11 protein-coding genes, 2 pseudogenes and 1 riboswitch are annotated in these 12,917 nt (G+C 39.2%); of the genes and pseudogenes, 11 read left to right on the forward strand and 2 right to left on the reverse strand.

Annotated elements, in window-relative coordinates:
• Nucleotides 1–435 precede the first annotated feature (435 nt).
• Nucleotides 436–1,278 carry a LysR family transcriptional regulator gene (locus tag A5N88_RS23030; RefSeq protein ID WP_066271204.1) on the reverse strand — a complete coding sequence of 281 codons (843 nt, stop codon included), beginning with the start codon at nucleotides 1,276–1,278 and terminating at the stop codon, nucleotides 436–438.
• Nucleotides 1,279–1,403: 125 nt separating this feature from the next.
• On the opposite strand from A5N88_RS23030, the pseudogene A5N88_RS23035 reads away from it, so the two are divergent.
• The 7 genes and pseudogenes from A5N88_RS23035 to A5N88_RS25985 form a co-directional block, all read left to right on the forward strand.
• A pseudogene (locus A5N88_RS23035) lies at nucleotides 1,404–1,721 on the forward strand (type 1 glutamine amidotransferase domain-containing protein); the annotation flags it as partial.
• Nucleotides 1,722–1,879: 158 nt separating this feature from the next.
• Complete coding sequence (locus A5N88_RS23040) at nucleotides 1,880–3,283, forward strand: NAD-dependent succinate-semialdehyde dehydrogenase (RefSeq protein WP_066271506.1); 1,404 nt, start codon at nucleotides 1,880–1,882, stop codon at nucleotides 3,281–3,283.
• A pseudogene (locus A5N88_RS23045) lies at nucleotides 3,280–3,943 on the forward strand (type 1 glutamine amidotransferase domain-containing protein). The gene A5N88_RS23040 and the pseudogene A5N88_RS23045 overlap by 4 nt, the downstream one beginning before the upstream one ends.
• Nucleotides 3,944–4,047: 104 nt before the next feature.
• A complete protein-coding gene (locus A5N88_RS23050; RefSeq protein ID WP_066271208.1) occupies nucleotides 4,048–4,335 on the forward strand; it encodes a putative quinol monooxygenase in 288 nt (95 codons plus the stop codon).
• A gap of 27 nt (nucleotides 4,336–4,362) precedes the next feature.
• On the forward strand, nucleotides 4,363–4,830 hold the full coding sequence (locus A5N88_RS23055) for a DinB family protein (RefSeq protein ID WP_066271215.1): 468 nt from the start codon (nucleotides 4,363–4,365) through the stop codon (nucleotides 4,828–4,830).
• A gap of 277 nt (nucleotides 4,831–5,107) precedes the next feature.
• Nucleotides 5,108–6,805 (forward strand): glycoside hydrolase family 13 protein, encoded by a 1,698-nt coding sequence (locus A5N88_RS23060; protein ID WP_066271220.1) that lies wholly within the window; start codon nucleotides 5,108–5,110, stop codon nucleotides 6,803–6,805.
• A gap of 175 nt (nucleotides 6,806–6,980) precedes the next feature.
• Nucleotides 6,981–7,064, forward strand: a complete 84-nt coding sequence (locus tag A5N88_RS25985; protein WP_260525582.1) for a putative holin-like toxin — start codon at nucleotides 6,981–6,983, stop codon at nucleotides 7,062–7,064.
• Nucleotides 7,065–7,136: 72 nt separating this feature from the next.
• Here A5N88_RS25985 and A5N88_RS23065 read toward each other — a convergent pair whose 3' ends face one another.
• On the reverse strand, nucleotides 7,137–7,799 hold the full coding sequence (locus A5N88_RS23065) for a TetR/AcrR family transcriptional regulator (protein WP_066271222.1): 663 nt from the start codon (nucleotides 7,797–7,799) through the stop codon (nucleotides 7,137–7,139).
• A 296-nt stretch (nucleotides 7,800–8,095) separates the two neighbouring features.
• On the opposite strand from A5N88_RS23065, the gene A5N88_RS23070 reads away from it, so the two are divergent.
• The 4 genes from A5N88_RS23070 (at nucleotide 8,096) to bcaP (ending at nucleotide 12,706) form a co-directional block, all read left to right on the forward strand.
• On the forward strand, nucleotides 8,096–8,731 hold the full coding sequence (locus tag A5N88_RS23070) for a nitroreductase family protein (protein ID WP_066271224.1): 636 nt from the start codon (nucleotides 8,096–8,098) through the stop codon (nucleotides 8,729–8,731).
• Nucleotides 8,732–8,766: 35 nt separating this feature from the next.
• Nucleotides 8,767–9,063 carry a putative quinol monooxygenase gene (locus A5N88_RS23075; RefSeq protein ID WP_066271230.1) on the forward strand — a complete coding sequence of 99 codons (297 nt, stop codon included), beginning with the start codon at nucleotides 8,767–8,769 and terminating at the stop codon, nucleotides 9,061–9,063.
• Nucleotides 9,064–9,466: 403 nt separating this feature from the next.
• On the forward strand, nucleotides 9,467–10,957 hold the full coding sequence (locus A5N88_RS23080; protein ID WP_066271233.1) for an amino acid permease: 1,491 nt from the start codon (nucleotides 9,467–9,469) through the stop codon (nucleotides 10,955–10,957).
• A gap of 336 nt (nucleotides 10,958–11,293) precedes the next feature.
• Nucleotides 11,294–12,706, forward strand: a complete 1,413-nt coding sequence (gene bcaP, locus A5N88_RS23085; protein ID WP_066271235.1) for a branched-chain amino acid transporter BcaP — start codon at nucleotides 11,294–11,296, stop codon at nucleotides 12,704–12,706.
• Nucleotides 12,707–12,770: 64 nt separating this feature from the next.
• Nucleotides 12,771–12,873, forward strand: a riboswitch (TPP riboswitch).
• Nucleotides 12,874–12,917: the final 44 nt, after the last annotated feature.

The following is a 12,917-nucleotide window of genomic DNA, read 5'->3' on the forward strand; positions in this document are numbered from 1 at the left end:
AAGTCAATAAATGCGATGGGGTAGGTGTGCGGCCGAGTCTAGTTCGTATCAAAATAGCGGGTGGGATTCCCGTCGCATAAAAACTAGCCATTCATTCGTGTAAAGTTTTGTAGGGCTAAAGGTAACTTTGTCTTTAAGCGTAGACCGTTAGGTGGTGGGCCAAAAAAACAAATGGTTGAAGCGCAATGAATTGAAGGATAATGAACAATAAAGAAGAGGATAGAAAACATGAATATCAAGTGGATATAAGTGGCTTTGTAATTCTTTGAGAGTTTACAAAGCCTTTTTAATTGTTATACATTTTAATATTATTTAATTTGGGAAGTATCGAGCGATATATTTATGGAAACTCACCATAGCAATGAACGAATGGTTAGATGCTAGGAGTGGTACTAATTGCTAACGAAAACCTCAAAAAGAAAAGACAAGGCAGCGTTATTTCAACATTGCCAATACTTTCTTACCGACTTGTTCATTTCTTGCAACTAATGAAACTTTTCGCTTAATGTCGAAATCTTCAATAGGAATGGCTTTTATATTAGGGGAAAGTCCTTTAGCAAAGATTTCAGGTAGGATAGAAATTCCAATGTTAGCTTCGATGAACCCAAGAATGCTGTGGCCAAACTCAATTTCTGATGTGATGTGTAAATTCGCACCTCTTTCAGAAAAAGCATCCTGTATTATTTTTCTAGCATCGCAGGTCTCTAATAACATCACAAATGCCTCATCTTTAATTTCTTCAAAAGTTACTGTCTCAGCTCTCCCGAATGTAGGATGATGTTTATTGACATACAGTAAAAATCCTTCTGAAAAAACGAAAGTCGAGAAGTATGGATGGTGAATCCCTTTTTCATCAAATAAAGCAACATCTAGCTTCCCTTCTTTTAATCCCTCTAATAATTCCAAATAACTATGCGATATTTTTAATGTATAATCGGAACGCTTTGAGCTAGCAAGCTTTCTGGGTAGAAAAGATGTAGCAATACTAGGCCATGCCCCGATTGTGATTCCCATTAATCCTTGTTCAACCGTTATCTCTTTTTTGACAGTATTCCATTCTTTCAGGATTTCCTTGCAAACTGGAAGAAGTCGTTCACCTGCTTTTGTAAGTGTGACACCTACAGTTGATCGAGTAAATAAGTTTGCACCAAGGTCATTCTCCAAGTTTTTTATTTGTTTACTTAATGCAGGTTGGCTCATGTTTAATAGTTCACTTGCTTTTGTTAAGCTCTGTGTTTCAGCTGTTGTATAAAACGCTTCTAGCCACTCACTTCTCATTTTGAATACCTCATAACGTTTTGTTATTCCCACCTAACATAGTGGAAGTACAAGTTTTACTATACAAATGATAACCTATGGTTGTACCAAAAAACAATCACTGCAACTTAGGACCTAGTTTTTTATTGTTTGAAGCAAATAAAATAATAGCAGCAGTTTGCCACGGATCAGTTGGACTTATTGGTGTGAAATTATCAGACGGTACACCACTCGTTGCCGGTAAAACAATCACTACTTTTACTGACGATGAAGAGCGTGAAACAACCTTAGACCGTTTCATGCCATTCCTATTAGAAACACGTTTACGTGAGCTAGGTGCAAACGTGATTGTAAAAGAAAACTGGGCAAACCATGTACAAGTAGACGGAAACTTAATTACAGGACAAAATCCTCAATCAACGGTTAGTGTTGCAAACGAAGTCGTTGGAAAATTACAGAACTAAATTATGGAATGTCTACAAGTAGTCTATCTACCTGTAGGTTTTCTCTTTCAAAATGCCGCCCAACTGATATAAACATTATATAAAAGTTGATTGGAGTGAATCGTTTGTTTATTGAAAAGAATGTTCTCAACGGATATTGGTTTAATACAGAAGAAACAATGACGGTTCGAAATCCGGCCACGAAAGAAATACTTGGAACTGTTCCAAAGTCAGGTAAAGAAGAGGCATTAAAGGCAGTAGATGCAGCGGATGACGCATTTACTAGTTGGTCCACAACCACCGCTTATGAACGCAGTCACTTGTTACGCAAGTGGCACGATCTGATAGAAGAAAATAAAGAAATTCTGGCAAGGACAATGACGCTTGAGCAAGGGAAACCTTTAGAAGAAGCTTTGGGTGAAATTCATTATGCGAATCAGTATGTAGCTTGGTATGCAGAAGAAGCAAAGAGAGTATATGGTGAACTCATTCCAGAATCATCCAGCGAAAAGCGGTTATTTGTACAAAAAGTTCCAGTTGGGGTCGTCGCAGCAATTACTCCTTGGAATTTTCCTGCAGCGATGATTACAAGGAAATTAGCACCAGCATTAGCAGCCGGATGCACAGTGCTTCTAAAGCCTTCTGAAGAAACTCCGTTTACCGCGCTTAAATTAGGGGAACTTGCAGAACGAGCAGGTATTCCTAAAGGAGTCATAAACATCTTAACGGGTGACGCAAAAGAAATCGTTGGCGTTTGGCAAAAGGATTCTCGGGTACGTAAAATTACCTTTACGGGATCAACTCCTGTAGGAAAGATCTTAATGAAGCAAGCAGCAGATACGATGAAGAAGCTGTCGTTAGAGCTAGGCGGACAAGCACCATTTATTGTGACAAACAACGCAGATATTGATGCAGCGGTGAAAGGAGCGATCCAATCTAAATTCCGCAATGGCGGACAAGCCTGTGTAGCAGCCAATCGCTTTCTTGTACAAGAGGATATTGAAGAGGAATTTCTCATTAAGTTTGCTGAAAAAACAGCACGTCTTACGTATGGAAACGGCTTAAAAGAAGGGGTTATGATTGGTCCGCTAATCAACGAGAAAGCAGTAGTCAAAGTATCAGAGCACGTGCAGGATGCGATTCAAAAAGGAGCAACCATCGTAACGGGTGGCCAACGTGTTTTACAAGAGGATGGATATTTTTTTCAGCCTACTGTAATAAGAAACGCTTCTGATGACATGCTGTGTATGATAGAAGAAACATTTGGACCAGTTGCACCCATATCAACCTTCAAAACAATAGAAGAAGCAATTAAACGTGCAAACAAGTCACCATACGGACTTGCAGCTTATGTCTTTACTCAAGAAATTAGCGAAGCACTTGCTATTGTAGAAAAACTAGATTATGGGGTCATTGGATTAAATGATGGATTGCCTTCTGCTGCACAAGCGCCTTTTGGTGGATTTAAGGAAAGTGGTTTAGGTCGAGAAGGTGGAAAAGAAGGAATTAGCGATTACCTAGGAATAAAATATATTTCGATGAGTTCTAATCATAAAACAAACATTGGAGGAATGGAAAAATGACAAAACATATTTTAATGGTTGTAACAACAGCTGACAAAATGAACGAAGATCATGAAACTGGATTATGGTTATCTGAATTTGGGGAAGCATACGTAGAATTTTCAAAATTAGGCTGATATTACAGTAGCAAGCCCTAAAGGCGGAAAAGCACCTGTAGATGATCGTAGTTTAGAAGGAGAAGTACCTCAAGAAATTCTGGATACAGCAAAGTATTTAGAAAATACCGTTAAACTAGAAGATATTAAAGATGCTTCTCGATACGATGCAATCTTCATGCCTGGTGGCCATGGTACAATGTTTGACCTGCCAGATAACACGAAACTTCACGAACTTACTCGTGATATGTTTGAAGCAAACAAAATAGTAGCAGCAGTTTGCCATGGACCAGCAGGACTTGTTGGTGTGAAATTATCAGACGGTACACCACTTGTTGCCGGTAAAACAATCACTACCTTTACTGACGATGAAGAACGTGAAACAACCTTAGACCGTTTCATGCCATTCCTATTAGAAACACGTCTACGTGAGCTAGGTGCAAACGTGATTGTAAAAGAAAACTGGGCAAATCATGTACAAGTAGACGGAAACTTAATTACAGGACAAAATCCTCAATCAACGGTTAGTGTTGCAAACGAAGTCGTTAAAAAATTACAGAGCTAAACCATGCAACGTCTACAAGTAGACTATCTACCTGTAGACTTTCTCTTTTGAAATGCCGCCCAACTTATATTAGCTTTATAAAAAATTTAATTGGAGTGAGACCAATGGGAAATATCGTCATAACAGCTATATTAAGAGCAAAAACAGGAAATGAAGATCAACTGTTAGAAGTGTTGCAACAAGTTGTGCCACCTTCACAAAACGAGATTGGCTGCATTAAGTACCAATTACACCAATCCTTGGATGAAGAGGGGGTATACACTTTCTATGAGGTTTGGCAGGATGAAGATTCAATGAAAAAACATATAGAGTCTGACCATTACAAAGTTTACCGTCAACATTCAGAACACCTAGTAGAACATCGAGATGTCTACCGTTTGAAGATGTTATAAAATTTACAATATTGGAGGACAATACCGATGACAAATGAACTCACTGCAGTACAACAAATTATGAAGCGTTGGAAGATGCACCGTAATGCTTTGCTTGAACTTGTAGCAGTATTACCTGAATCAGCTGGGACTTGGCGTCCTTGGGATGAGGGGATGACAACAATTGAACTTGTCCATCACCTTGCCTGGACACCAGATTTCTTTTTTGCAGCTATTGAGGCACGCGATATGAACATTCCTCCTGTTCCGTCAACACTAACCGAAGCTCGCAAGCTTCTTGAGCAACTGACTGAGGGACATGAACAAAAACTAGCATCTTATACGGAATCAGACTTACAGAAGGAAGCAACCATCGAACTTTTTAACGTTACTGAACCAGTAGTGGAAGTTCTTCATCGACTAATTGGGCATGAGGCACATCATAAAGGCCAGCTTACTTTATATGCCCGCATGGTTGGTGTAACCCCACCATTTTATGTAGATTTAAGTGTATAAATAGGCAAAAAGATAAGCGCTAGGGTTTTGTTTTCAAGGCCCTTTCTATAAAATGACATTAGAAAAAGATGCGTGAATCGGCACGCATCTTTTTTCTTCATTTCTTCGTTTTTTCTCCACAGCTTTTAACCTGATCAATTTTCGGGAATTTCCACACGTTTCCTTCACAGCTATTAAGGGTACAAACACAAGTGTAAAGCAGGACATGAATGATACTTCTTTTAAAATAGAAAACGAAGTGTTTTTAACGATTAATAGGGGAAGGGGTTTCAGCTCAATGAACAAAAAATGGTGGAAAGAGTGTGTGGTGTATCAAATCTATCCGATCAGCTTTAAAGATTCCAACGGAGATGGCATTGGTGACCTTCAAGGAATTATCTCAAAGCTGGACTACATTAAAGACCTTGGAATCGATGTAGTCTGGCTTTGTCCGATATATCAATCGCCCAATCATGATAATGGATATGATATCAGCAATTACGAAGCGATTATGCATCAATTTGGAAGTATGGAAGATTTTGATGAATTGTTGAAAAAAGCTCACGCGAGGGGAATAAAGATTGTTATGGATCTTGTGATGAATCATACTTCTGACGAGCACCCATGGTTTATTGAGTCCCGGTCCTCTGTAGATAATCCAAAACGCGATTATTATATTTGGAGAAAAGGGAAAAATGGTCATCCGCCCAACAACTGGGAATCTTATTTCAGCGGATCCGTATGGGAATATGATAAGACCAGCGATGAATACTATATGCACCTGTATTCCAAACACCAGCCTGATTTGAACTGGGATAATGACCAAGTTTTTAATGAAATCCATGACATGGTACGCTGGTGGCTGGATAAAGGAATTGATGGCTTCCGGTTCGATGCCATCGCTCATATTGTAAAAGCACAGGGACTTCCCGATGCACCTGATCCCCATCATCTTCCCTATGTAAGAGCATACACGATGTTTTCCAATTTGGAAAAAGTACACACTCTTCTCCAACATTTATACGAGACAGTTTTATACAACTATGACATCATGACAGTTGGAGAGACTTCTGGTTTAGGACCAGAGCAGGCACTCAATTATATTGGGGACAAGCGCCATGAACTGAATATGGTATTCCAATTTGAACATATGCAGCTGGATTCAGCAGCAGGCGGGACAGGCAAATGGGAGCAGACCTCCTGGAATTTGCTGGATTTAAAAAATGTGATGAGCAAATGGCAGACCGTGCTTCACGGGAAAGGATGGAATGCAAATTATTTATGTAATCATGATCAGCCGCGTTCCGTTTCCCGATTTGGAAATGACGGGAAGTATCGGAAGGAATCCGCTAAAATGCTGGCCACCTTCCTCTTAACCCTCGAGGGAACCCCATATATTTTTCAAGGAGAAGAAATCGGGATGACGAACCCGCGTTTTCCTTCTATAGATGATTACCGAGACATTGAAACGTTAAATCATTACCGGCAATCTCGAAGAAATGGAGTTACCAATGAAAAAATCATGAATTCAATCTGGAAAAAAAGCAGGGACAATTCCCGTACGCCTATGCAATGGAATGATTCCTATCAAGCAGGATTTACTACAGGAACTCCGTGGATAAAGGTGAATCCAAATTATCCAGAGGTGAATGTCAAAAAGGCACTCCAAGATCCGGATTCTGTCCTGAACTATTATAAAAAATTAATTACCTTACGAAAACAGCACGAGGTGTTTGTTTACGGGGAATATCAGCTATTGCATCCTCTCAATCCGGATCTTTATGTGTATACTCGCACATTGCAAAAGGATCAATTGCTCATTGTGCTGAATTTTTTTGACCGGACACCGGTGTTCGACATGCCAAAAGAGCTAGCTGAATGTACAGCTGAACTTTTGCTTTCTAATTATGAAGTAAAAGAAATCACGCTTGATTCTGTGTCTTTACGCCCCTTTGAAGCTAGAATATATCGTTTGACCAAGACTCATGAAAAATAGAATGGGTAAAAACATCTAGCCAATAGACAGTTGAATCGTTGAACAAACGTACAAAGAATACGCAAGATGAGTACAAAGGACAGTTCAGTGAAAAAAGATAGTCTGCTATACTGGAAAGCCGGTATAAAAAAAGTGGACGGAGTGTTCCCGGATTTGAGAGGGGGTGCTGCTTTTGGTGTCCATCACAGATGCACTAGAATTGATGATTGCTTTTGCCTCCCTGATTGTTGCTATCATTTCGGTTATACAAAAAAAGTAACCTCCCTATCCTGAAAAAAGGAAGGGAGGTTACTTTTTTCTTTGTTAAAAGGAAGGATTTTCGCGTCCTCATTTAGATGGTCGTAATATTGTTAACGATGTTTTCAATGACTAGATGGATCTTCTCATTGTCTGCATCCTCTAACGCTTCAGACTTCAGTACCTGAACCTTTTTCGCTTCATAATAATCAGACAAAGCTTGTCTTAAAGTCAGCCCTTCTTCAATTAAAAAAGAAGAGGTCAGCATTTTTCTAATCGAAACTTCATCCTGCATAATAAGGATGGCTGGATTTAATGTATTAAAAATCCCTTTGTCCATCCCTTTTTGATAAAACGATCGAATAGTAGCCATCCTGTTGGTTTCAAATTTCATCTTTTTTTCATATAGCAACGTACAGCTTGTCTGTAAATCATGTAAGAAGATATCTGATGCGTAAATAGCTGAAAATACGGCCTGCTCGAATACCTTTTGTAAGCGGTATGGATAGGATAAGCTTTCATCGGAAATAGTTTTATCTGCTTTGTGAATATAGGAAATGCAATAGTTCGTCACTTCCATCATCACGTCTTCCTTTGAAGAAAAATAATTATACAGAGTTGCCCTGCTAATATTCATCAATTGAGCGATATCTTGAATGGTAAGGGACATAAACCCTTGAGTACGTATCGTATTTAATATTTTTTGTATATAGGTTTGTCTCATTGTTATTCGTTCTTCAGGCGAAATCTTGCGCAAAGTATCACGTCCTTTATGCAGAAATTATACCACAACTGGATATCGATCTATTTATCAACAAGAGTTAGGAGTTTACAAATGCAAAAAAAAGGAGTAAGCTATTAAACATCTTACACTTTAGACTGTTTTTTATGCATTTGTCTAAAATGTTTAAGGTCTTTAGAATAATATTGTTTGCATCACAGCAATTTACACACTATTTGCTGTAAGCAGGTCACTTTCATTTACACAGGTACTAGCTGCTATTAAAATAAGAAATTCTGCAGGTGCAGAAAAAATAAAAGGAGAATGACATCATGATTGCACAAAAAATAAATGATTTTCAAAAAATCGTGACAGGCCGCCGTTCTATTAAGAATTACGATCCTTCCGTAAAAATAAGCAAAGAGGAAATGGCAGAGATTTTGACTTTGGCAACGACTGCACCATCTTCTGTGAATATGCAGCCTTGGCGCTTCCTCGTGATCGATAGTCCGGAAGGCAAAGCGACTCTTGCACCACTTGCTAAATTCAACCAAAATCAAGTTGACACATCTGCTGCAGTGATTGCTGTATTCGGTGATATGAATAACTTCGAGAATGCTGAAGAAATCTATGGAAGTGCTGTTGAAAAAGGCTTTATGCCTTTAGAAGTCAAAGAAGGAATTTTGAACGCATTTACTGCGTACTACGAAAACATTTCAAAAGAAGACATGAGAGACGTAGTCATGATTGATGGAGGATTAGTATCCATGCAAATTATGCTTGCTGCCCGTGCTTTCGGATATGATACCAACCCTATCGGCGGATACGAAAAGGATCAAATTGCAGAAGCGTTTGGTCTCGACAAAGAACGCTATGTACCTGTCATGCTGATTTCGATCGGAAAAGCAGCTGACAGCGGACACCCATCTGTTCGACTCCCAATTGATAAAGTTGCACAGTGGAAGTAAGATAATAAAAAAGGAATAAGAAAGGATGACCTTTAATGATCATTATTCATGCAGGACTTACTGTTAATCCCGAGAAACAAGAGGCATTTTTAAAAGAGCTTCAACCACTGATTGAAGCATCACGAAAAGAAAGCGGAAATATCTCGTATGATCTGAAAAAAGACACAGAAAAAGAAAATGTCTTCACAATGGTCGAGGTATGGCAGGATGCAGCAGCAGTAGCAAGTCATAATGCAAGCGAGCACTTTACATCCTTTGTGGCAAAAGCAAAAGAATTTCTTGCGGCTCCTCTTGATGTAAAAGCATATGAGGGACAACCTTTAAAACATTAAGGAACAATATAGTAGATATGATGGTGCAACCTTTTCATAAGAAGAGTGCACCATTTTTTGTATGTTTGTGTTAGCGGAATCTTTTTGTATCCACTTTAAAATCCTATACTGAACATTATTTTTTAATCATTTTGTATGTGTCAAATAGTAACAAAGTTTACGAAAGGAGTCTTTTTAAAAATGTATTAATCTCTTGTTTCCTGATTGTTCTTGACTTTTGTTTTCTCTCCATGTAAGATTTTTTTAAATTCGACAAATTGTATACAGTCAAAAAATAATGGGTTTAGAAAGGGGAATAGTACCAAACGTTTACATTATATTTTCTTACTAGTTGAGACATAGATTTTAGAAGAAAATGTAAGCGTTTTATTATGTGATTTATCAACGGAGAGGACTGAAGGGGATGGAATTAAAGAAAAGAGAGATAATGGATTTAGAGAAAGGCGTCTCCAAAGAAAATAAGCTGGAACGCGGATTAAAAGCCCGCCATTTAACAATGATTTCGCTTGGCGGAGCGATTGGAACGGGCCTTTTCCTAGGAAGTGGTGCTGCCATTCATTCTGCAGGTCCTGGCGGGGCGTTATTTGCCTATGTATTTATTGGGATAATGGTGTATTTTGTCATGACAAGCCTGGGAGAGCTTTCCGCTTTTATGCCAACAAGCGGCGCATTCAGCACCTATGGAACAAAATTTGTGGATCCTGCCTTTGGATTTGCCATTGGATGGACGTACTGGTTTAGCTGGGCCATGACGATTGCAGCTGAACTGACAGCATCTACCATGATCATGAAATTTTGGTTTCCGCATAGCCCATCTATACTATGGAGCCTTTCGTTTTTAGCACTTATCTTTCTATTAAACTATTTACACGTAAAAGGGTATGGTGAAGGGGAATATTGGTTTTCTTTTGTAAAGGTTTCTGCCATTGTGGTCTTTCTCGTAGTAGGTGTGCTCATGATATTTGGTGTAATGGGTGGACAGGCTATTGGTTTTCATAATTTCACAGTTGGGAAGGCTCCTTTTAGCGGCGGTGTAATCGGTACGTTTGTCATCTTTCTTGCTACTGGTTTTTCTTTTCAAGGAACGGAAATTGTCGGGGTTGCCGCTGGGGAAAGTGAAGATCCTGCTAAAAATATCCCAAAAGCCGTTCGCAATGTTTTCTGGCGTATTCTCCTCTTTTATGTTTTAGCGATTTTTGTGGTAGGTCTTATTATTCCGTACACAAACCCGAACCTACAAAGTAATGATATTATGGTAAGTCCGTTTACACTTGTATTCAAGCGGGCAGGTCTTGCTTTTGCTGCATCTTTGATGAACGCGGTCATTTTAACTGCGGTTCTATCAGCCGGCAATTCCAGTCTGTATGCTTCAACTCGTATGCTGTATGCAATGGCTAAGAAGGGGCAAGCTCCTCATATCTTTGCCAAACTTAATAAACGCGGCGTGCCGGTTGCGGCGATGGTGTTAACGACGATCATTGGAATGCTTGCTTTCTTCTCTTCCGTATATGGAGACGGTTCTGTCTATCTATGGCTGATGAACTCGGTAGGGATCACAGGATTTATTTTCTGGCTGGGTATTTCTGTTAGCCACTACCGTTTCAGAAAAGCCTTTCTTGCGCAGGGCTACTCTCTTGACCTGCTTCCCTACAAAGCAAAGTGGTACCCATTTGGCCCTATATTTGCGATTGCAGTAGGACTGATTGTAACGCTCGGCCAAAACTTCCAGGCTTTCCTTGCTCCTCATATTGATTGGGGAAGTGTGTTGGCAGCTTATCTGGGTATTCCGATGTTCCTCTGCTTGTGGTTTGGCTATAAGTTTATAAAGAAAACTAAGGTTGTGCCGCTCAAAGAATGTGAAATTGAGTTTAACTATGCTGAGAAGAATGACTGATTTTAAAAAACGTCTTGAGTCCTGCTTTTAAGCAGGCTCTTTTTTTATAATTTTTTATGTTTATAGCATAATACAAATACATATTTTAGATAGCTAATATTTAACATATCAAAAACATTCTATTAAAATAGAGTACGAATTGAGAGATTAATAATGTTAAATGGTGAAAATGTAAGAGAGAAGGATTAAATGGCAAATAATGTTTTGTTAATATTTAAAAATAACATTATTTTTAGAAAACTATTGTTTTTCTTGTAAATTAGTTATATTATTTCGATATACAATTTTTTATAGTAATTTTTCAGAACATTTAAACTTCTTCAGGGGGACAACATTATGGATTTATTTCGAAAAAAGTCCATTCAGGCCTTAATCAATGAGGTTGGACAAAAAGATGTGACATTAAAAAAAGAACTTGGTCCTTTTGATTTATCCATGCTTGGCATTGGTGCCATAATTGGAACAGGAATCTTTGTTTTGACCGGTGTGGCGGCAGCTGAACATGCGGGCCCTGCACTAGTGATTTCATTTATTCTTTCCGGACTAGCCTGTGTGTTTGCCGCTCTTTGCTATGCAGAGTTTGCGTCCACTGTACCGGTGTCTGGAAGTGCCTATACGTATAGCTACGCAACCTTTGGCGAAATCATTGCCTGGGTACTGGGTTGGGATTTAATTTTGGAGTATGGATTAGCATCCTCTGCGGTTGCGAGTGGATGGTCGGGTTATTTTCAAGGGCTCCTCGCTGGCTTTGGCATTCATTTTCCAAAGGCATTAACAAGTGCTTATGATCCGGCACATGGAACCTATGTCGATCTTCCAGCTATCATCATTGTCCTTGTAATCACGTTCCTGTTAACGCAGGGGGTCAAAAAGTCAGCAAGATTCAATTCTATTATGGTTGTAATTAAACTGGCAGTGGTCCTGTTATTTATAGCCGTTGGCGTTTGGTATGTAAAACCGGGTAACTGGACTCCTTTTATGCCATTTGGTTTCTCAGGGGTAGCTACTGGAGCGGCTACAGTATTCTTTGCTTATATTGGTTTTGATGCCGTTTCAACCGCTGCAGAAGAAGTGAAAAACCCACAGCGCAACATGCCCATTGGTATAATTGCATCTCTTCTGGTTTGTACCATTTTATATATTGTTGTTTCTGGTATTCTAACAGGTATTGTACCGTATCCAAAGCTCGATGTGAAAAATCCTGTTGCCTTTGCGTTAAGCTATATCCATCAGGATTGGGCTGCCGGTTTTATTTCCTTAGGGGCCATCCTTGGAATTACGACGGTATTGCTGGTCATGATTTATGGACAAACCCGTTTATTTTATGCCATTAGCCGTGATGGACTATTACCAAAAATCTTTTCTAAAGTCGATAAGAAAAGACAAACACCTGTTGCAAATTCATGGATTACCGGAGTGCTTGTTTCCATTTTTGCAGGATTAGTACCCCTGGGCAGATTAGCAGAGCTGGTGAACATCGGAACGCTGCTGGCCTTCATGACGGTTTCCATTGGGATCTTATTTCTTCGTAAATATAACAAGGTATCTCTAAAAGGCTTCCGTGTCCCTTTTGTTCCGTATATTCCTATATTAGCTTTCCTTTTCTGCGGCTATTTGGCTATACAGCTTCCTGCAGTGTCTTGGATTAGCTTTCTAGTATGGTTTGTGATTGGCTTAGTCGTATACTTTGCATATGGCCGAAAGCATTCTACATTACGAAAATCTGACCAAATAAGAAAAGCAGGTTAAAAAGTTTGATATTGACACCAAAATTGGTCATGGTATGATGTATGTGACAATTTTATATATTTTGATATATCACTAGGGGAGCCGGTGGGCTGAGATGGAAGTGAACTTCTAGACCCTTTGAACCTGATCTGGTTAAAGCCAGCGTAGGGAAGTGGATCGGTCGTTCATGGAGACTAATTTTATGCCGCCGCGATTTAAACCACTTCATTTT

The organism is Heyndrickxia acidicola, from assembly GCF_001636425.1.
In the GTDB taxonomy this organism is placed as follows: domain Bacteria; phylum Bacillota; class Bacilli; order Bacillales; family Bacillaceae_C; genus Bacillus_AE; species Bacillus_AE acidicola.

What these genes read in the sequence shown, in the direction of transcription:
- A5N88_RS23060 (WP_066271220.1), top strand. Translation starts at nt 5,108, where the DNA reads ATGAACAAAAAATGGTGGAAAGAGTGTGTGGTGTATCAAATCTATCCG.
- A5N88_RS23030 (WP_066271204.1), bottom strand. Translation starts at nt 1,278, where the DNA reads ATGAGAAGTGAGTGGCTAGAAGCGTTTTATACAACAGCTGAAACACAG.
- bcaP (WP_066271235.1), top strand. Translation starts at nt 11,294, where the DNA reads ATGGATTTATTTCGAAAAAAGTCCATTCAGGCCTTAATCAATGAGGTT.
- A5N88_RS23040 (WP_066271506.1), top strand. Translation starts at nt 1,880, where the DNA reads ATGACGGTTCGAAATCCGGCCACGAAAGAAATACTTGGAACTGTTCCA.
- A5N88_RS23050 (WP_066271208.1), top strand. Translation starts at nt 4,048, where the DNA reads ATGGGAAATATCGTCATAACAGCTATATTAAGAGCAAAAACAGGAAAT.
- A5N88_RS23055 (WP_066271215.1), top strand. Translation starts at nt 4,363, where the DNA reads ATGACAAATGAACTCACTGCAGTACAACAAATTATGAAGCGTTGGAAG.
- A5N88_RS23080 (WP_066271233.1), top strand. Translation starts at nt 9,467, where the DNA reads ATGGAATTAAAGAAAAGAGAGATAATGGATTTAGAGAAAGGCGTCTCC.
- A5N88_RS23070 (WP_066271224.1), top strand. Translation starts at nt 8,096, where the DNA reads ATGATTGCACAAAAAATAAATGATTTTCAAAAAATCGTGACAGGCCGC.
- A5N88_RS23075 (WP_066271230.1), top strand. Translation starts at nt 8,767, where the DNA reads ATGATCATTATTCATGCAGGACTTACTGTTAATCCCGAGAAACAAGAG.